Annotated in this window: 17 protein-coding genes; 15 read left to right on the forward strand and 2 right to left on the reverse strand. The window is 33.2% G+C overall.

The window, feature by feature from the left end; all coding sequences use genetic code 11:
* Nucleotides 1–2 precede the first annotated feature (2 nt).
* The 9 genes from KQI68_RS02600 (at nucleotide 3) to KQI68_RS02640 (ending at nucleotide 10,758) form a co-directional block, all read left to right on the forward strand.
* Complete coding sequence (locus tag KQI68_RS02600; RefSeq protein WP_216548573.1) at nucleotides 3–1,139, forward strand: sodium ion-translocating decarboxylase subunit beta; 1,137 nt, start codon at nucleotides 3–5, stop codon at nucleotides 1,137–1,139.
* Between the two features lie 85 nt (nucleotides 1,140–1,224).
* Nucleotides 1,225–2,196 (forward strand): glutaconate CoA-transferase subunit A, encoded by a 972-nt coding sequence (gctA, locus tag KQI68_RS02605; RefSeq protein ID WP_216548574.1) that lies wholly within the window; start codon nucleotides 1,225–1,227, stop codon nucleotides 2,194–2,196.
* Nucleotides 2,196–2,993, forward strand: coding sequence for a glutaconate CoA-transferase subunit B (gctB, locus tag KQI68_RS02610; protein WP_216548575.1), 798 nt, complete (start codon nucleotides 2,196–2,198; stop codon nucleotides 2,991–2,993). The genes gctA and gctB overlap by 1 nt, the downstream gene beginning before the upstream one ends.
* Before the next feature lie 14 nt (nucleotides 2,994–3,007).
* Nucleotides 3,008–4,777 carry an acyl-CoA carboxylase subunit beta gene (locus KQI68_RS02615; RefSeq protein ID WP_216548576.1) on the forward strand — a complete coding sequence of 590 codons (1,770 nt, stop codon included), beginning with the start codon at nucleotides 3,008–3,010 and terminating at the stop codon, nucleotides 4,775–4,777.
* 243 nt (nucleotides 4,778–5,020) lie between these two features.
* Nucleotides 5,021–5,839 (forward strand): acyl-CoA dehydratase activase, encoded by an 819-nt coding sequence (locus KQI68_RS02620; RefSeq protein ID WP_216548577.1) that lies wholly within the window; start codon nucleotides 5,021–5,023, stop codon nucleotides 5,837–5,839.
* A 21-nt stretch (nucleotides 5,840–5,860) separates the two neighbouring features.
* On the forward strand, nucleotides 5,861–7,177 hold the full coding sequence (locus tag KQI68_RS02625) for a 2-hydroxyacyl-CoA dehydratase subunit D (RefSeq protein WP_216548578.1): 1,317 nt from the start codon (nucleotides 5,861–5,863) through the stop codon (nucleotides 7,175–7,177).
* 12 nt (nucleotides 7,178–7,189) lie between these two features.
* On the forward strand, nucleotides 7,190–8,338 hold the full coding sequence (locus KQI68_RS02630; protein ID WP_216548579.1) for a 2-hydroxyacyl-CoA dehydratase subunit D: 1,149 nt from the start codon (nucleotides 7,190–7,192) through the stop codon (nucleotides 8,336–8,338).
* A 491-nt stretch (nucleotides 8,339–8,829) separates the two neighbouring features.
* Entirely contained in the window at nucleotides 8,830–9,828 is a 999-nt protein-coding gene (locus KQI68_RS02635) for an ornithine cyclodeaminase family protein (protein WP_216548580.1), read from the forward strand.
* A gap of 144 nt (nucleotides 9,829–9,972) precedes the next feature.
* Nucleotides 9,973–10,758, forward strand: a complete 786-nt coding sequence (locus KQI68_RS02640; protein ID WP_216548581.1) for a copper amine oxidase N-terminal domain-containing protein — start codon at nucleotides 9,973–9,975, stop codon at nucleotides 10,756–10,758.
* A gap of 43 nt (nucleotides 10,759–10,801) precedes the next feature.
* On the opposite strand, the gene KQI68_RS02645 is transcribed toward KQI68_RS02640, so the two are convergent.
* Nucleotides 10,802–11,395: a leucine-rich repeat domain-containing protein gene (locus tag KQI68_RS02645; RefSeq protein WP_216548582.1), complete on the reverse strand. Its 594-nt coding sequence runs from the start codon at nucleotides 11,393–11,395 to the stop codon at nucleotides 10,802–10,804.
* A 360-nt stretch (nucleotides 11,396–11,755) separates the two neighbouring features.
* Between KQI68_RS02645 and KQI68_RS02650 the strand changes: the two genes are divergently transcribed.
* Nucleotides 11,756–12,964, forward strand: coding sequence for a coiled-coil domain-containing protein (locus tag KQI68_RS02650; protein ID WP_216548583.1), 1,209 nt, complete (start codon nucleotides 11,756–11,758; stop codon nucleotides 12,962–12,964).
* A 195-nt stretch (nucleotides 12,965–13,159) separates the two neighbouring features.
* Nucleotides 13,160–14,395 (forward strand): sodium/glutamate symporter, encoded by a 1,236-nt coding sequence (gene gltS / locus KQI68_RS02655; protein WP_216548584.1) that lies wholly within the window; start codon nucleotides 13,160–13,162, stop codon nucleotides 14,393–14,395.
* Between the two features lie 38 nt (nucleotides 14,396–14,433).
* Here gltS and KQI68_RS02660 read toward each other — a convergent pair whose 3' ends face one another.
* The gene (locus KQI68_RS02660; protein ID WP_216548585.1) at nucleotides 14,434–15,585 is read right to left on the reverse strand and encodes an aminotransferase class I/II-fold pyridoxal phosphate-dependent enzyme; all 1,152 of its coding nucleotides are present in this window, start codon (nucleotides 15,583–15,585) and stop codon (nucleotides 14,434–14,436) included.
* Nucleotides 15,586–15,733: 148 nt separating this feature from the next.
* Here KQI68_RS02660 and murA point away from each other — a divergent pair, with 148 nt between their 5' ends.
* The 4 genes from murA (at nucleotide 15,734) to KQI68_RS02680 (ending at nucleotide 20,392) form a co-directional block, all read left to right on the forward strand.
* The gene (murA, locus tag KQI68_RS02665; RefSeq protein WP_216548586.1) at nucleotides 15,734–16,987 is read left to right on the forward strand and encodes a UDP-N-acetylglucosamine 1-carboxyvinyltransferase; all 1,254 of its coding nucleotides are present in this window, start codon (nucleotides 15,734–15,736) and stop codon (nucleotides 16,985–16,987) included.
* A gap of 23 nt (nucleotides 16,988–17,010) precedes the next feature.
* Nucleotides 17,011–18,540, forward strand: coding sequence for an ABC transporter substrate-binding protein (locus tag KQI68_RS02670; RefSeq protein WP_216548587.1), 1,530 nt, complete (start codon nucleotides 17,011–17,013; stop codon nucleotides 18,538–18,540).
* Between the two features lie 72 nt (nucleotides 18,541–18,612).
* On the forward strand, nucleotides 18,613–19,542 hold the full coding sequence (locus tag KQI68_RS02675; RefSeq protein WP_216548588.1) for an ABC transporter permease: 930 nt from the start codon (nucleotides 18,613–18,615) through the stop codon (nucleotides 19,540–19,542).
* 7 nt (nucleotides 19,543–19,549) lie between these two features.
* Nucleotides 19,550–20,392, forward strand: coding sequence for an ABC transporter permease (locus KQI68_RS02680; RefSeq protein WP_216548589.1), 843 nt, complete (start codon nucleotides 19,550–19,552; stop codon nucleotides 20,390–20,392).

Here is a 20,392-nt window from a genome sequence, read left to right on the forward strand (position 1 = left end):
TTATGTTATTAGAAACATTACAGGGAATCCTGGGCGAATCAGGATTTGCAGCCTTACAGTGGCAAAATGTGGTAATGTTTATTGTATCCTTTATTCTTATTTATCTAGCGATTAAAAAAGAGTATGAGCCACTTCTACTTCTTCCAATAGCATTTGGTATGCTTTTAAGAAACCTACCACTTGCAGGACTTATGGATGTTGCTGATCCTTGGCAAAATTCAGGTGTTCTAGCAATTATGTATAATGGTGTAAAGTCTAATCTATTCCCTTGTTTAATTTTCATGGGAGTTGGTACAATGACAGACTTTGGACCACTTATTGCTAATCCTATTTCACTTGTATTAGGATCTGCTGCACAAATGGGTATTTACTTTGCTTTTGTAGCTGCAGTGGCACTAGGATTTACAGGACCAGAAGCAGCATCAATTGGAATCATTGGTGGAGCAGATGGACCTACAGCAATATTTACAACATCACAACTTGCACCACATTTACTAGCACCTATCGCAGTAGCAGCTTATTCATATATGGCACTAATTCCAATGATTCAACCGCCAATTATGAAAGCACTTACTACTGAAAAAGAAAGAACTACAGCAATGAGTTCATTAAGAAAAGTATCTAAACTTGAAAAAGTTATTTTCCCAGTTGTAGTAGTACTTTTCACATCACTACTTCTTCCAGATGTAGCACCACTTCTTGGTATGCTAATGCTTGGAAACCTATTTAAGGAATCAGGAGTAGTTAATAGATTATCAGACACTGCACAAAATGCACTTATGAACATCGTAACAATTATGCTTGGAACTACAGTTGGAGCGACAGCTGATGGATCAACTTTCCTTCAACCAGCAACTCTTAAGATAATTGCATTAGGACTTATGGCATTTTGTTTTGCAACTGCAGCAGGAGTTGTATTTGGTAAAATACTTTATCTTGTAACAGGTGGCAAGATTAACCCACTTATTGGTTCAGCTGGTGTATCAGCAGTTCCAATGGCAGCTCGTGTAGCTCAAGTTGAAGGTAGAAAATATAATCCTACAAACTTCCTACTAATGCACGCAATGGGACCTAATGTTGCCGGAGTTATTGGCTCTGCAGTAGCAGCAGGTGTATTCTTAATATTATTTTCTCACTAATGTTCAGCTCTTCGGAGCTGAATATTTAAAAATATTTACAAAATTTAAGCTATTTCAAGTTATATAAAATAAAGGAGGTATTAACTTGAGTAAAGTAATGAAACTAAAAGACGCCATAGCAAAATACGTTGAAGATGGCGATGTAATTTCACTAGGTGGATTTACAACTAACAGAAAACCTTACGCAGCAGTTAACGAAATTCTACGTCAAGGACAAAAAGACTTTATCGTAGAAGCAGGACCAGCTGGAGGGGATTGGGATACATTAATTGGAGCAGGAAGAGTTAAAGCATATATTAACTGTTACACTGCAAACTCAGGATACACAAATGTATCTAGAAGATTTAGAAAGGCTGTTGAAAGAGGAGAGCTTCTAATGGAAGACTACTCACAAGATGTTGAAATGCAAAGAATTCACGCAGCAGCACTTGGACTTCCTTACTTACCAGTTAGATTAATGATGGGATCTGACTTAGTTGATAAATGGGGAATCTCTAAAGAAGAAAGACAAAAAATTGATAAACTTCCAGATGAAAAATTCATTTATGTAGAAAACCCATTTAAAAAAGGTGAAAAAGTAGTTGCAGCACCAGTACCAGACATTGATACTGCAATTATTCACGTACAAATGGCTTCTCCAGACGGAACTACTAGAATTTTAGGAAACACTTTCCATGATGTTGATATTGCAATTGCAGCAAGAAAAGTTATCGTAACTTGTGAAGAACTTGTTAGTGATGAATATATCAAAAACTTCGACGCAAAAGACAACAAAATCCCTGGATTCTGTATTGATGCAGTAGTTCACGCACCATACGGAGCACACCCTTCTCAATGCTACGATTACTACGATTACGATGCAGATTTCTACAAAATGTACAATGTAGTATCTAAAGAAGACGAAGACTTTAACGGATTCTTAGACGAATGGGTATACGGAGTAGAAGATCACGAAGCTTACCTAAATAAATTAGGTGCAACTAGACTTATTGGACTTAAAAATGTTCCAGGACTTGGCTATGCTTCAGACGCTCTTAAGAAGGGAGAAGAAAAATAATGGCAAGATATGATAATTATACAAATCAAGAAATGCAAGCTGTAACAATTGCTAGACAAATTAAAGATGGTCAAATCGCAATTGTTGGTACAGGACTTCCACTAATTGGTGCTTCACTTGCAAAGGCAGTATTTGCACCTAACTGTTATCTAATTGTGGAATCAGGACTTATGGATTGTGATCCAATTGAAGTTCCTAGATCTGTAGGAGACAATAGATTTATGGCTCACTGTGCTGTTCACTGGACAAATGCAACTTATGTTGGATTCCAAGCTAACGAATGGAAACACGACAAAAAGAGAATGATCGCATTTATCGGTGGAGCTCAAATTGACCCTTACGGAAATGTAAACTCAACTGTAATTGGTGACTACAACAACCCAACTACAAGATTTACAGGTTCAGGTGGAGCTAATGGTATTGCAACTTATGTAAACACAATTATCATGATGCAACACCAAAAGAGAAGATTTATTGATCAAGTTGACTATGTAACTTCACCAGGTTGGATAGACGGTCCTGGCGGAAGAACAAGAGTTGGTATTCCTGAAAATGTTGGTCCTCAAATGGTTGTAACTGACAAGGGAGTTTTAAAATTCGACGAAGATACTAAGAGAATGTATCTTGCTGGATACTATCCATCTTCTTCCATTGAAGATATTATTGAAAACACTGGTTTTGAAATCGATACTTCACGTGCAGTTGAACTTGAAGCTCCTGATGAAAATGTTATTAAACTTATCAGAGAAGAAATCGACCCAGGCGAAGCATTTATTAAAAAACCTAAAGAAGATTAATATAAGGAGGATATATGGCTCAGTATTCAATGCCTTCATATTTCCAAAATATGAAGCAAATTGGTAGCCCATTAAAGGCTGTCGATGAAGAAAATTTTAAAGCATTAAGAGAAATTGAAGAGGACATAAGAGAAAGAGTTGAGAAAGCTCTTGCAGCTGGTAAACCAGATGATAAGGTTAATGAACGTGGAGAAATGACTGCACTTCAAAGAATTGCAGAACTTATCGACGAAGGAACTTGGTGTCCCTTAAATACTCTTTACAACCCTGGCGAAAATGACCACGGTACTACTGGTATTGTTAAAGGTCTAGCTAAGGTTGATGATAGATGGGTTTACATCGTAGCAAGTGATAACAAAAAACTTGCTGGAGCATGGATTGCTGGACAAGCAGATGACCTTTTAAGAGCATCTGATACAGCAGAAAGACTTAGAATACCTCTAGTTTATATCCTTAACTGTTCTGGTGTAAAACTTGATGAACAAGAAAAAGTTTATCCAAATAGACGTGGCGGTGGTACTCCATTCTATAGAAACGCAAGACTTAACCAAACTGGAGTTCCAGTAATTGTTGGTATTTACGGAACTAACCCAGCTGGTGGTGGATATCACTCTATTTCTCCTACACTAATTGTTGCTCATAAAGATGCAAATATGGCTGTAGGTGGAGCTGGAATCCTTGGAGGTATGAATCCAAAGGGATATATAGATGAAGAATCTGCTAACCAAATTGCTGATTCTACAGCTAATGCTAAGAAAACAACTCCTCCAGGATCAGTTGGAGTTCACTTTGCTCAAACTGGATTTATGAGAGAAGTTTATGTTGAAGAAGAGGGCGTACTTGATGGAATTAGAAAATATCTAAACATGCTTCCAAAATATGATAGAGAATTCTTCAGAGTAGATGATCCTAAAATGCCTGCATATGATGCAAATGATATGTATTCAATTATTCCACAAAATCCTAAGAAAGTTTACGACATCTATGATGTTATTTCTAGACTATTTGACGGTTCTGAATTTATGGAATATAAAAAAGGATACGGACGTGAAATGGTAACAGGACTTGCTAAAGTTAACGGACTTCTAGTAGGAGTTGTTGCTAACGTTCAAGGTCTATTAATGGGATATCCTGAATATTATAATGATCCAAAACATATCTCAATTGGTGGTAAATTATATAGACAAGGTCTTATCAAGATGAACGAGTTTGTTACTCTTTGTGCAAGAGACAGACTTCCTATCGTATGGCTACAAGATACTACAGGTATCGATGTAGGTGATGATGCTGAAAGAGCAGAACTACTAGGACTAGGTCAATCACTAATATACTCTATTCAAAATTCTGATCTTCCACAATTGGAAATCACAATGAGAAAGGGTACTGCTGCAGCTCACTATGTACTAGGTGGACCACAAGGAAATGATACAAATGCCTTCTCACTTGGAACTGCTGCAACTGAAATCAATGTAATGAACGGAGAAACTGCATCTGTTGCAATGTACTCTAGAAGACTTGCAAAAGACAAGAAGGCTGGAAAAGATCTTCAACCTACAATTGATAAGATGAATGCTCTTATCGAAGACTATAATGAAAAATCTAAACCATTCTCTTGTGCTAAATATGGATTTGTTGATGAAATTATTAACATGAACCTATGGAGAAATTACATCATCGCTTTCACTGAAAGTTGCTACCAAAATCCAGAAACAATTTGTCCAGTTCATCAAATGATTACTCCAAGAGTAATTAGAGATTACGACAACCTAAACAACATTAAATAATATATAATTTAATAAAGAAAATATTGGATAATCGACATTTGATTATCCAATATTTTTGTATTAAGTATTTTAATTACTTTAAGTAAATTATATACATAAAATGACAAAAATAGTAAAGCATAAATCTTGCTAAAGCCTTGAAAACAGTACATTCTCGCTTCTTAAATTTTTGACAAAGATAAACATATATAGTAGAATAGAGTCAGTAAGTTTATTTAATGTTTATATTAAAGAGGGGATTTTATGGCAGAAGCTGTTTATACAATGGGCGTTGATATTGGATCAACTGCTTCAAAAAGTATTATTTTAAAAGATGGCAAAGAAATTATCTCAACTTCTGTTATTGATGTTGGTGCTGGAACAAGCGGACCCGCAAGAACAATTAAGAAAACTCTTGAGGAATCAGGCCTTAAAAGAGAAGATATATCTTATATAATGGCTACAGGATATGGAAGAAACTCATTAGAAGAGGCAGATTTTCAAATGTCTGAACTTTCATGTCACGCTAAGGGAGCTTATTTCTTATTTCCAAATGTTCGCACAATCATTGATATTGGTGGACAAGATGCAAAAGCATTGAAAATTGGAGACAATGGTATGCTTGAAAACTTCGTAATGAATGACAAGTGTGCTGCCGGTACAGGAAGATTTCTTGATGTTATTGCAAAAGTTTTAGAAGTAGATATTTCAGAACTTGAAGAATTAGATAAAAAATCAACTAAAGATGTAACTATTTCTTCTACTTGTACAGTATTTGCTGAATCAGAAGTTATTTCACAACTTGCAAGTGGAACACAAATTCAAGATATAGTAAAGGGTATTCACGACTCTATTGCATCGAGAGTAGGATCTCTTGCAAAAAGAGTAGGACTTAATGATGATGTAGTATTTACTGGTGGAGTTGCACTAAATAAAGGGATGGTTAGGGCTCTTGAAGAAAATACTGGACATAAAATCAATACATCACCACTATGTCAATTAAATGGAGCACTTGGTGCTGCATTATTCGGATATCAAAAAGTTAAAATGCAAAAGCTTAAAGAAGATAGAGCAAAAGCTTAAGAGATACTTAGGAGGTAAAGTATGGCTATACAAAAAATACCAGGAAAGAAACCAAGACCAGTTGAAGGAAATATCCCAGCTGCACAAGCACTTAGAAATGTAGTAGACAGAGTTTACGGTGCTGCATGGGATGCAAAAAAAAGAGGGGAACTTGTAGGATGGTCTTCATCTAAATTCCCAATTGAGCTTGCAAAAGCTTTCGGACTACACGCTGTTTATCCAGAAAACCACGCAGCTACAACAGCAGCTAAAAAAGATGGATTAAGACTTTGTCAAGCAGCTGAAGACATGGGATATGACAATGATATTTGTGGATATGCTAGAATTTCTCTTGCATATGCAGCTGGAGAACCAACTGACTCAAGAAAGATGCCACAACCAGACTTCGTACTATGCTGTAACAACATCTGTAACATGATGACTAAATGGTACGAAAACATTGCAAGAATGCACGACATTCCAATGATTATGGTTGATATTCCTTTCCAAAACACAGTTGAAGTTCCTGAAGAAAAAGTTGATTACCTAATGGGACAATTTGAATACGCTATTCACCAATTAGAAAAACTAACTGGAAAGAAATTTGACGAGTCTAAATTCGAAGAAGCTTGTAAAATCGCTAATAGAACAGCTGCTGCATGGCTTAAAGCTTGTTCTTACATGGCTTATGAACCATCTCCACTTTCTGGATTTGACCTATTCAACCACATGGCAGACATTGTTGCTGCAAGATGTGAAATTGATGCAGCTGAAGGATTTGAACTTCTAGCAGCTGAATATGAACAATCTGTAAGAGAAGGTACATCTACTTGGGAATACCCAGAAGAACACAGAATTCTATTTGAGGGAATTCCATGCTGGCCAGGATTAAGACAACTTTTCGAACCACTAAAACAAAACGGAGTAAACGTAACTGCAGTAGTATATGCGCCTGCATTTGGATTCCAATATACAACAGTTAGAGAAATGGCTGCTGCATACTGTAAAGCACCTTGTTCAGTATGTATCGAAGATGGTGTTGAATGGAGAGAAACAATGGCTAAAGAAAACGGAGTTTCTGGAGCACTTGTTAACTACAACAGATCATGTAAACCATGGTCAGGAGCAATGCCTGAAATCGAAAGAAGATGGAGAGAAGACTTAGATATTCCAGTTGTTCACTTTGATGGTGACCAAGCTGACGAAAGAAACTTCTCTGAAGAACAATACAAGACAAGAGTTCAAGGTCTAGTAGAAATTATGAATGAAAGAAAAGCTGACAGAATCGCTAAGGGCGAAGAAGTCTACACTAATTTCGAAAACACTAAAGAAACTGACTGGTCTAAAACAACAATTTAATAGAGGTGCCAAATGACTGATATTCAAAATTTACTAAAAGAATTTAAAAATATAGCAGATAATCAAAGAGGACAAATTGACAAATATTTAGCTGAAGGAAAAAAACTTGCTGGTGTATATCCATATTATGCACCACAAGAAATTATCCACGCAGCTGGAATGATTCCAATTGAAATTTGGGGCGGTCAAGGTCCAATTGACAAGGCTAAAGAATACTTCCCAACTTTCTATTATTCACTAGCACTTAGATGTTTAGAAATGGGACTTGATGGATCACTTGATGGACTTAGTGCATGTATGCTAACAACTCTTGATGATACATTAAGACCACTTTCTCAAAACTATAAAGTTTCTGTAGGAAGAGAAATTCCAATGGTATTCTTAAACCACGCACAACATAGAAAAGAAGACTTTGGTAAAACTTATAATGCTAAGATTTTCAAACAAGCAGCTGAAAGATTAGAAGAAGTTTGTGATGTTAAAATCACTGACGAAGCACTAAAAGAAGCTATAGAAGTTTACAATGAAAATAGAGCACTTAAGAGAGAATTCATCAAAATGGTTGGAGACTATTCAAAGACTATTAAGGCATCAGATAGATCTAATGTATTAAAAGCTTCTTGGAATATGCCAAAAGATGAACACTCAAAAATGCTTAAAGAACTTATTGAAGCATTAAAGGCTATGCCAAAAGAAGAATGTGATGGACCAAGAGTAGTAACTTCTGGTGTAATCACTGATAACCCAGCACTTCTTGAAGTACTTGATAACTTCAACATTTGTGTAGTAGCAGATGACGTTGCAGCTGAATCTAGAGGACTTAAAGTTGACGTAGATACATCAATCGAAGATCCATACCTAGCACTTGCTGATCAATTTGCAAGAATGGACGAAGATCCACTACTTTATGATCCAGAAATCTGGAAGAGACCTCAATATGTAGTTGACCTTGCAGTTGATAATGACGCTGATGGATGTCTATTATTCATGATGACATTTAACGATACAGAAGAAATGGAATATCCATCATTAAAACAAGCATATGAAAAAGCTGGAATCCCACTAATTAAAATGGGATATGATCAACAAATGACTGACTTTGGTCAAGCTAAAACACAACTTGAAACATTTGCTGAAATGGTTCAACTTAATAGAATGTAATAAAATTATTTAGCAGAGGAGATTTTCTTCTCTGCTTTTTTTGTGAAATTTTTTGCTCTATTTAAAATTTTTATAGAGGCTCGATAAATTCGAGTCTCTTATTTGCTGTAAAAATCAATAATTACACAAATATAAGTCTGTGCATTTAATAAAAAAAATAATAAAATAAAATTCTTTATATTTTAAAAATCAATAAAGTTGATATAATTTATTTATTATATTAGTGGAGAAAAATATTAAACTCAACAAAATTAGAAGAAGATGCAAATTTATATTTAATAAAATAAATTACACTTATTTTTTAGGGAATGAAAATATAAAATAGCATTGTTGGAATTATTGGAAGTATTTACAATCTCGCTTATTATAGCAATAATTTTCAAATCTATAATTTGGACTTTCAAAAGATTATTTAAGTTTGCATAATTTAGGAAATTTAATCTCTTTATGATAGAATTATTAATATATCTAAGGAATTAGAAAGGAGTATTATGGAAATTTTAGTTTTAAAAGATAAAGATTTAAGAGAGGCTGTAACTATTAAAGATGTTATAGAAGCAGATAAAGAAGCTTTAAAGGAATACAGTGCAGGCAACTCTGACATTCCTCTTCGTACTGTTATTGATGTTGATAAAGAAAATTCAAGCACAGCAATTTTTATGCCGGGATACATTAAAGATAAAAATGCACTTGGTCTTAAAATTATTGACATCTATCCACAAAATATTGAGAAAGGCCTTCCATCTTCTCCATCTACAATGATTTTAATTGATGATGAAAATGGATTTGTTAAGGCAATTTTAGATGGAACAATGCTTACAAGACTTAGAACTGGAGCTGTGGCAGGAGCTGCTACTGAAGTTTTATCTAATGAAGACGCAGATAAGTTTTTATTAATTGGAACAGGTGGGCAAGCTCAAACACAACTTGAGGCAGTCCTTGCTGTTAGAGATATTAAAAAAGCTTATGTGTATGATATGAATTTTGAAAGAGCAAAGGAATTTGCGAAAAAGATGAATGAAGAATTATCTGAGTACGATTCTGAAATCATTGCAGTAGAAGATACAAATGAAGTTATAGAAGAAGTTGACATCATTACAACAGTTACAACTTCTAAAAATCCAGTATTTGATGGAACTCGTGTTAAAAAAGGAGTTCATGTAAATGGAGTGGGATCTTATACGCCTGATATGCAAGAAACTCCAAGTGAATTTATAGAAAGAGCGGATAAGATTTTTACAGATACAAAGGAAGGAGTGCTTGAAGAATCAGGGGACGTATTAATTCCTATTGAAGCTAAAAAATTATCAGAAGATAAAGTCTCTCACGAACTTGGCAATCTACTTCTTGGAAAAGAAACTGGAAGAGTTAGCAAAGATGAAATAACTTGGTTTAAGACAGTGGGATTTGCCGGTCTTGATATAATAGTTGCAGAAAAAATTTATCGCCTTGCAAAAGAAAAGGGAATAGGACAGATTATAAATATGTAAATAAAAATTATTGACTATAAAAGCTTTTGGAGAAATCTGAAAGCTTTTTATATTTTAATAACAGGTTTCTAGTCTTGACATTAATATAATAAAGGGATAATCTAATAGTAGGTTTTAGGACAACTAAATATGAAGGAGGTATCCATGAATAACAAAAAAATAGTTGGCATTGCAGCTTTGTTATTGTTACAAGGTGTTTATGCTACAAGTCCAAAGATTTGGATGAATGGAAAGATTATTGAATCAGATGTTGTTCCAGTTATTGAAGACAATAGGACTCTTGTTCCTATTAGGGTTATTTCAGAAAATTTAGGATTAAAGGTTCAATGGAATGGGGAAGAAAAAACTGTGAATATTCAGGATGATGATAAATCTATTCTTTTGAGAATTGGAGACAAGAAAGTTAAAAAATTAAATGATGACAAGGAAATTGATATTGACGTTGCTCCTAAAATTATAAACAACAGAACTTACGTACCTATTAGATTTGTTGGAGAAGCTTTTGACATGAAGGTGGATTGGGATGATAAGGACAAAACAGTTATAATAGGCGAAGGATATAATAAAGAAAATAAAAACGAAAAAGATGTAATTGCAGCTAGTATTGTAGAAGTATTAGAAAAAGACGGAGTTAAATTTTACGACAAAAAAGTTGAGGAATATAAACATCCAGATGGTGTTATAGTTATAAGACTCTATACTTTAAAGGATGATAAATCTAATAATGAAACAATTGGAATCTATGAATTTAAAAATGAAGACGCTGCAAAAAAACTATATGATTCATTAATAGAAAAATATACAAAAACTAATTCAAAAGAGTTTGCAGAAAGTCTTTATAAATTAAAAGGCAAAAATGTTGTTGCATTAACTATAAATGACATGGCAAAAGTCAATGATAAAGTTGCTGAAATAATAAAAAATATGTAAAAATAAACCCTCGAGTTTAACTCGGGGGTTTTGTAATTTAAAATTAGCCTTGTTTAACTACAGTGTTTTCTTCGAAAGCTCTGTGGTCTAGTTTGTCACATCCAGCTGGTACTTCTACTTCTAGAATATTATTCTTTCTAAATGCGTACATATCAATTTCTTTAATATTTGCTGGAAGTTTAACTTCTTGTAAATGGTTTTTGTAGAATGCACTTACGCCGATAAATTCAACTGTATCTGGAATATGAATTTCTCCAATTTCGTTAAGTGAGAAAGCATTGTCTCCAATAAATTCAAGATTTGCTGGTAACTTAACATCAGCTAGTTTATTTCTATAAAATCCGTAAGCGTCAATTTTTTTAACTGAATCTGGAATTTCAACTTCTGTTAAGTTGTTTACTCCAAATGCATTGTATCCAATTTCTTCAACAGTTTCTGGAATTACAACAGAGTTAAGTTTTCTTCTGTAGAAACATTGTTCTCCAATAACTCTAATCTTTGTTCCATCTGGTCCTTCAGTAGGAACCACCATGTCGAATAATCCCTCATTCTTAATTTTGTCCTTGCCTTTTCTTGTCATTCCCTTTAATACATCGCCATCAAATATAAAATCGTCAAACTCAAAAGGTTTTTCCATATGTATTGTCCTCCCTCTACATAAAAAATTTTCTCTTATATGTATTATAACACAATGGATAAAAATATTAAAGGAAGCTTTAAAAATAGCGATAGCTGAACGATTTATTTATAAAAAGTAAATAGATTTTACGATTAGTTTTTTAAAATAAAATTAATTTACTAAAGACAAATTGAAAAGGATTCTAAATGATTAAAATATTATTTAAAGAAATTGAAATGCTTAATTTATTATATTTAAATAGAGTAAAATATTAGTAAAAACTTAGAATTATTGCATTAATCTTTTGACACTTGATTAGTTTCGTAATATAATCAACTAAAGCGTAAATATTTTAAATTTTGTAGGAGGAAGTGAAGTATGGATAATAGAAACTTTTTTGATGAAATGATGAAAATGCAAAAAAATATCTTTAAAAATCAATACGAAGATTATAAAAAATTCATGGATAATTTTAAGGTAGGAAATTTCAACTCTTTCACACCTAATATGTTTATGGGTAACTTCCACAATCCTATGGATATTTTTAAAAATTATAATACTACTTCAAAGAAGTTTGAAGATATGTTTAAAGAATTTTTTCAAAATGTCCCTGGATATGAAGAAACTAAAAACATGTATGGCAAAAATGTTGAATTGTTAAATAAGTTATATCTAGCTTATGCACATCTATTCAACGATTTAGATATTGTAAATTCTCAAAATAAACTATTAGATGTTTTTGAAATTTACAGTGATGAGCTTTATAATTCATCTAAGAAATACTTCAACAAATATGTTCCAGACAGATTCTATCAGATTATAGAAAACTTTGATCTAGGAAAATTTATAAAGCCAATGATAGAAAATTCAAAGAGATCTCTACACTTCTATGAAGAAGCTTTAGAAAATAGACCAGAAATATTAATAAATGATGTTAGAAACTTCTATGAAAATGTACTAGATAAAATGTATGAAATACCAAGCATTGGTATCTCTGAAGATGAAAAGAGAAAGAATAAGCTTGAACTTAAGAAATATTTAGAGCTTGAATTAAAACTAATGGAATTTGCTATTTTCTTAGAAAAGAAAAATAATGAAACTGCATTAACAGCTCAAAAGAATTATCTAGAAGGCCTTGAATCTGAATCAGGAATTGAAGACTTCTCTGATTTCTACAGATTCTACATTAAGAATTTTGAAAAAGCATACAAAGATTTAATTAATTCAAGTGAATACAAGAACAAAGCTGATGAAATTATTAAGCTAGTAAATGAAAACAACGAAATTTACAAAAATCGAATTGAAGAAAGACTTAGCGATCTTCCAATTCTTACTACTAGAGATGAGGAAGGATTAAAACTAGATTTTGAAAAAGCTAGAAAAGCAAGTGAAAAATCTACAAGAGATGTAGAAGCAATTAAAAAAGAAAATGCAAAACTTGCAAAAGAAGTAGAAGCTTTAAAAGCTGATAAAGAAAATCTAGCAAAAGAAATAGAAACAATTAAGGCTGAACTCGAAAATGAGTCACTTTCAAAAGAGATCGAAGCTATTAAAAAAGAATTAGAAAACTTAAAAAAAGCTAAATAAGAACTAAGCAGGAAGCCCAAGGCAACCTGCTTTTTTTATACAAATTTATAAATATTAAGAAAACTATTTTTAATAAAATTTTTTAAATTTATACCCTTTAAAATTAATAGTTAAACATAGAAGATACAAAAATATTGTAAACGTATTTCTTGTATGATAAAATTAAATTAACAATAAAAATAGGAGGTATTACATATGAAATTTGAAATGATTGAAAACGTATTTACAATTAATTTAAATCCTGTATTTACATTAGCACTTTCAGCAATTTTATTATTACTTGGATTTTGGATTAAGGATAAGATTAAAATAATCGATAAATATTGTATACCAGCTCCAGTAGTTGGTGGATTTTTATTTATGTTTATCACTTTCATAGGACACCAAACAGGATCTTTTGAGTTCCAATTTGAAAACATATTTCAAAGTGTATTTATGTTAGCATTTTTCACAACAGTAGGACTGGGAGCAAGTTTTAAACTACTTAAAACTGGGGGAAAACTATTATTGGTTTACTGGATTGTATGTGGTGTAATATCAATATTCCAAAATACAATTGGTATAACTCTATCAAAACTACTATCAATTCCAGCACCATACGCATTATTATCTTCATCTATATCAATGATTGGAGGACACGGTGCGGCTCTATCTTATGGTGGAACTTTCGCTGAAATGGGATATGAACAAGGACCACTTGTTGGAGCGGCAGCAGCCACATTTGGATTAATCTCAGCAGTATTAATAGGTGGACCACTAGGTAGAAGATTAATTGTAAAAAATAATCTGAAACCAGATAATAGTGAAGACTTTGATACTTCAGTAGAAAATATCAATGTGGCTGGAGAAAAACTTAATAGTTTAGATATTATTAAAAACATTGTTGTAGTTATAGTTTGCATGGCGGTAGGTATGCAAATAGCTACATTTATTTCAGGAATTATTAATTTAAGCTTCCCAGACTATGTAGGAGCAATGTTTACAGCAGTTGTAGTTCGTAACTTGAATGAAAAGTTTCATTTTTACAAATTTGACTTTACATTAGTTGATGAATTTGGAAATGTAATGCTTAATCTTTACTTATCACTTGCTATGATGACATTAAAATTATGGGAGCTTACAGGACTTCTAGGTGGAATAGCAGTTGTAGTATTTGCACAAGCTGTGTTTATGATACTTGCAGCATATTTTGTTGTATTCAGAATACTTGGATCAAATTATGATGCGGCAGTAATGTGTGCAGGTCTATGTGGTCATGGACTTGGTGCTACACCATCAGCAATAGTAAATATGACAGCGATTAATGAAAAATATGGAATGTCTAGAAAAGCCATGATGATTGTTCCGATTGTAGGAGCTTTTTTAGTAGACATAGTTTATCAACCACAAACAATACTTTTTATAAAGACATTTGTAAAAGCAATAAATTAAAAAATTAAGCAGGAAGCCCAAGGCAACCTGCTTTTTTCTTACTTAAATATATCTAATTTTTCAATTCTGTCAAATGCTTCGTTAATCATATCTTCATTAACAGTAACTGCAATTCTTATACAGTCTTCTCCACCTTTTCCAAAAACTTCACCACTTATTAAATTAACATGAGCCTTTTCTAAGATTTCTTTTATAACTTCTTTTGAAGTCATTCCAGGGACATTAATTTTAGGGAAGAGATAGAAAGTTCCCTTTGGTCTCATTACTTCTACATATTTTAATTTTTTAAGTCTTTCATATGCAAGATACATTCTATTTTTGTATTCTTCTGCAAGTGGTGGGCAAATTTCTTTTCTGTTTTCAATTGCTGCAATACCTGCGTATTGGCAAATTGTTGGCACTGCATAAACTGTTATTTCATGAACTTGTGTCATAGCCTTTATTAAATCAGCATCTGCTACAATTGAGCCAAGTCTCCAACCTGTCATTACGTAATCTTTAGAAAAAGATGCAATTGAAATTACATTTTTAAATTCCTTGTCAAATTTAATCATTGGCTCGAATTTAGATTCGTAAGAATAAATTGTGTAGATATCATCACAAATTACTACGACATCGTGTTTTTTTGCAATTTCATAAATTTCTTTTAAAGTTTCTGTTGAGTAAACTGCTCCAGTTGGATTGTTTGGAGTGTTTACGATAATTGCTTTAGTTTTATCTGTGATTAACTTTTCAAGCTCTGATGGAATTATATTAAAATCATTTTCAAATTTTGTTTCGTATATTACAGGCACACCATGGGGCATTTCAACTTGTTCAGTATAAATACTAAAGTATGGTGAAGGAATTATAACTTCATCTCCTTCTTCTATAATTGTTCTTAGCACTAGATACATTGCCTCTGTACCAGACATTGTAACCATTACATTTGAAGGGTCAGCTTCCACTTCAAAGTCTTCCTTATAGTAATCACAAATTGCCTGTCTTAAAGCAAGAACTCCTTGTGGATCTGCGTAGTGCGTGTGACCATTTAGTTGTGACTGATTTGCTGCTTCTATTATGATTTCATGTGTGTTAATGTCAGGATCACCTACACCAAAGTTGATGAAGTCGTCGTATATATTTGAGTAGTCTACTGAATAAACTGATTCTTTTACTTCGCTATATTCTTTTGCAATAAATTTTTTCATAATTCCTCCTTGTCCAGTTTATAACTTTTTATATTGTAACATAAAAATCGGAAACTTTTAAATATTGGATTCGGGCATTTTTATTACTTTAATAAATCTTTGCATATATGATATAATTATAGTATTAAATATTAAGGGGGAAAACTCTTTGGAAAAGATATTTGTTAAACCAAATGGTCCACTAAAGGGAAGTGTCAGAATATCAGGTGCAAAAAATGCAGCTCTTCCAATTATTGCTGCATCAATACTTGGCACAGAAGAAATAGTACTAGAAGATATTCCTGAGCTTAAAGATGTAGAGGTCATTACCGAAGTTCTAAGAAGACTTGGCTTAAAAATAGAAAAAAATAAAAATACTTTAAAAATAGATCCTAGAGGTCTTAATACTGCAAAGACAGATTACGAACTCATTAGCAAGATGCGAGCATCTTTCCTAGTTATGGGACCACTTCTTGCAAAGATGAAGGAAGCATATAATTCTCTACCAGGGGGATGCAATATTGGTTCAAGACCAATTGATTTACATTTAAAGGGATTTAAGGCTCTCGGTGCAGAGATTGAAATGACTCACGGAGAAATTAGAGCAACTTGCGAAAAGCTTGTTGGAGCTAAAATTTATCTAGATTTCCCATCAGTTGGAGCAACTGAAAATATTATGACTGCAGCTGTACTTGCTGAGGGCGAAACTATTATAGAAAACTGTGCAATGGAACCTGAAATTGTAGACCTTGCAAACTTCTTAAATAAAATGGGAGCAAGAGTTACAGGAGCTGGTACTTCAACTATTAGAATCAAGGGAGTTGAAAAATTAACAGGATGCACCCACCAAATTATTCCAGATAGAATCGAAGCTGGTACATTTATGGTTGCTGCAGCTATTACTGGTGGAGATATTTTAATTGAAAATATTATCACATCTCACTTAAAACCTGTAATTGCAAAGCTTGAAGAATCTGGAGCTCAGATAATTGAAGAGGGAGACAATGTAAGGGTTATAGGAAGTGAAACTATTAAGCCACTTGAAATAAAAACTCTACCACATCCAGGTTTTCCAACAGACTTACAAGCTCAATTTATGGCACTTTTAACTCAAGCAGATGGTCAATCATCTATTATTGAAACAGTATTTGAAAATAGATTTATGCACGCTGACGAACTTAAAAAAATGGGTGCAAAAATAAAAGTAATAGATAGAGAAGCCGTGCTTTTGGGTAAAAATAAATTATACGGATCCAAGGTTTCTGCTACAGACCTTAGAGCAGGGGCTGCTTTAATACTTGCAGCACTAGTATCGGAAGGCGAGACAGAAATTTCTGAAATTTATCATATTGATAGAGGATATGAAAATATCGAAGAGAAATTTAGAAATCTTGGGGCGAATATTACGAGAATTGATGTTTAATACATCTAGAAAGGGAGATGCAAATGAAAAAGAAAACTATGCTAATACTGTCATTAGTTTTAGCACTAATGCTAGTAGGCTGTTCAGGTGGAGGAGAAAAATCTGCTGAAGCAGGCGGCGTATTAAAAGTCGCTATTTCAGAAGATGCCACTACACTTGATACTGCGCAGATTAATGATGATTATGCTGAAAATATTTTAATTCAAGTATATGATACTTTAGTTAAGAGAAATGCAAATGGGGAACTTGTGAATTCACTAGCTGAATCTATTGAAAACCCAGACCCACAAACTTTTAATATAAAGTTAAGAGAAGGAGTTAAATTCTCAAATGGAGCTCCACTTACAGCTGATGATGTAATATTTACACTTCAAAGAGCTGCTGAATCTGAAAAATTTAAGTCTTTCTATGGAAAAATTGATCCAAATTCTTATAATAAGACTGACAATTTAACTTTTTCCTTTAAATTAACTGAACCTGATGCAGCATTTTTAAATTCACTTTCACATCCAGCTGTTTCAATTTTATCTAAAGCTTATGTGGAAGGTGGAGCAGATATTGCTACAAAACCAATGGGTACTGGTCCATTTGTACTTGATGAATGGGTACAAAATGATCACACAACTTTCTCTGTAAATGAAAATTATTGGGGAGAAGCTCCAAAGATTTCTGGAATTGAAATGAGAGTTATTCCAGAAGCTTCTCAAAGAATTATAGAACTTGAAAGTGGTGGAGTTGATTTAGCTTATAAAATCGATCCAGCTGAAATTGAAAATATTGAAGGAAATAAAGACCTACAATTATTTAGAAAACTTGACAACTCAGTTCACTTTATAGGATTTAATGTAAACAAGGCACCTTTTGACAAGGTTGAAGCAAGAGAAGCAATGGTTAATGCCATTGACATGAAGACAATATTTGAAACTGTTTATATGAATTCAGGTAAACTTGCTACAAGTCCAATTAATCCTAACTTTAAGTATTCAATTGCAGATTCTATCGAGCCTAATGCAGTAAATGCTGAAAAGGCAAAAGAACTTTTCGCACAAGCTGGAGTTAAGGATGGAGATAAACTTTCAATTTACACATCAGACAATACTCAAAGAGTAAATGTTGCAACAATGATGCAAGCTCAACTTCAAGAATATGGAATTGGTCTTGATATTGAAAGACTTGAATGGGGAGCATTTATGGATGCTATTAAACGTGGGGAACACAATATGTTCATCATGAGTTGGAACCCATCAATTGTAGATGCACACTATGAAATTTTCCAACCATTCCATTCTTCAAACATTGGACAACCACCTAATGTTACTTTTTATGGAAACCCTGAACTTGATGCCTTAATTCAAGAAGGTATTTCAACAGTTGATGAAAATCAAAGGGCTGACATTTACAAGAGAGCTCAAGAGCTTATCAATAAAGAATATCCATGGTTATACATCTGCTATGGCGAAACACTTGTGGCTGGTAATAAAAATGTAAGTGGTCTAGAGCTACTTCCTAAATATCCACAAGAGCTTAAAGATGTAACATTAAGCGGAAAATAATTTCTAAAAATTCACCAAGGGCTTTCTTTGGTGAATTTTTTATCTAATAATTCCTAATAGAAAGGAAATAACATGGCAAAATATATTATAAAAAGACTATTAATTCTCATACCAACACTTCTAGGCGTGAGTTTTATAGTATTTGCACTGCTTTATATGTCACCAGGTGATGCGGCACTTGCAGTTGCAGGACCTGATGCCACAAAGGAAACAGTTGATGCAATAAGAGAAAATCTAGGACTTAATGATCCTTTTTTAATTCAATATTTAAGATACTTAAAGGGCATTGTTTTTGAATTTGATTTGGGAACATCTTATCAGACAGGTCGATCTGTAACTGATTCCCTTTTAAGAGTGTTTCCAAATACATTAAAACTTGCAGGTGGAGCTCTTATTATTGCAATAGTCTTTGGAATTACCTTTGGAATAATTGCAGCTGTTAAGAAAAATACAATAATTGACTCACTTATCACAGCATTTGGTATGGTGGGACTTGCTATGCCAATATTTTGGTCAGGACTTTTACTAATTATAGTTTTCTCTACAAGATTAAAAGTTCTTCCAGCATCTGGATTTTCATCAATTAGACATATGATAATGCCTTGGTTTGCACTGGGTTTTCAATCATCTGCAGTAATTATGAGAATGACGCGTTCTGCTATGCTTGATGTGCTAGACAAGGACTACATTAGAACTGCAAGGGCAAAAGGCCTTTCAAAAAAGAAAGTAATCTTTGTTCACGCACTTAAAAATGCAATGATTCCAGTTATTACAACTATTGGACTTCAAGCTGGGAGCCTTCTTGGAGGAAGTATTCTAACAGAGACAATTTTTTCAATTCCAGGAATAGGAAGACTCATGGTAGATTCTGTAAAGACTCGTGATTATCCAATGATTCTCGGCGGAATAATGCTTATTGCAGTTGTTTACTGTGTGATTTCAATAATTGTAGATATTCTATATGGATTTATAAATCCTAGAATCAAGACGGCGAAAAGTTAGGTGAATTATGATTAATAGACTAAAAGAATTTTTTAAATACTATAGTAAAAATAAAATTGCAGTTATTGCGCTAGTAATCCTTATAATTATTGTACTTTGTGCAATTTTTGCAGAAGTAATTGCACCTTATGACTACACAGCACAAGTTCCTAGTAATAATTTTCAGTCGCCAAACTCAGAGCATTTAATGGGAACGGATAACTTTGGGCGAGATATATTTTCAAGAGTGCTTCGTGGAGCACAAATTTCACTAAAGATTGGTTTTACTTCAGTAATTATTTCTACAATTATAGGAGTTATAATTGGAGCCTTTGCAGGCTATTATGAAGGAATTTTCGATGCTATTATAATGAGAATAATGGATACAATTCTTTCAATTCCACAACTTGTCCTTGCAATTGCACTTGCTGCTGCATTGGGTGGAGGAATGAGAAATCTTATTCTTGCAGTATCTCTATCATCTATTCCAAATTACGCAAAAATCGTAAGAAGTCAGGTAATGTCTGTTAAAAACTTAGAATACATTGAATCAGCAAGACTTTCTGGAGTTAAAGGACTTAAGCTTATTTTTATGGAAATACTTCCAAACTGTTTTGCACCAATTATAGTTCAGGCAACAATTGGTGTAGGTACTGCAATTTTATCTGCAGCTTCACTTTCCTTTATTGGTATGGGAATTATGCCACCAGAAGCTGAGTGGGGTCAAATGCTATCAGAAGGAAGAGCTTATATTAGAAATTATCCTCACATGACTCTTTTCCCTGGACTTGCAATTGCAATTACAATACTTGTTTTAAATATTGTAGGAGATGCCTTTAGAGACGCCTTTGATCCAAAATACAGGAGGTAA

Origin of the sequence: Peptoniphilus ovalis (assembly GCF_018919265.1) — a bacterium.
GTDB classification, from domain to species: Bacteria; Bacillota; Clostridia; order Tissierellales; family Peptoniphilaceae; genus Peptoniphilus_A; species Peptoniphilus_A ovalis.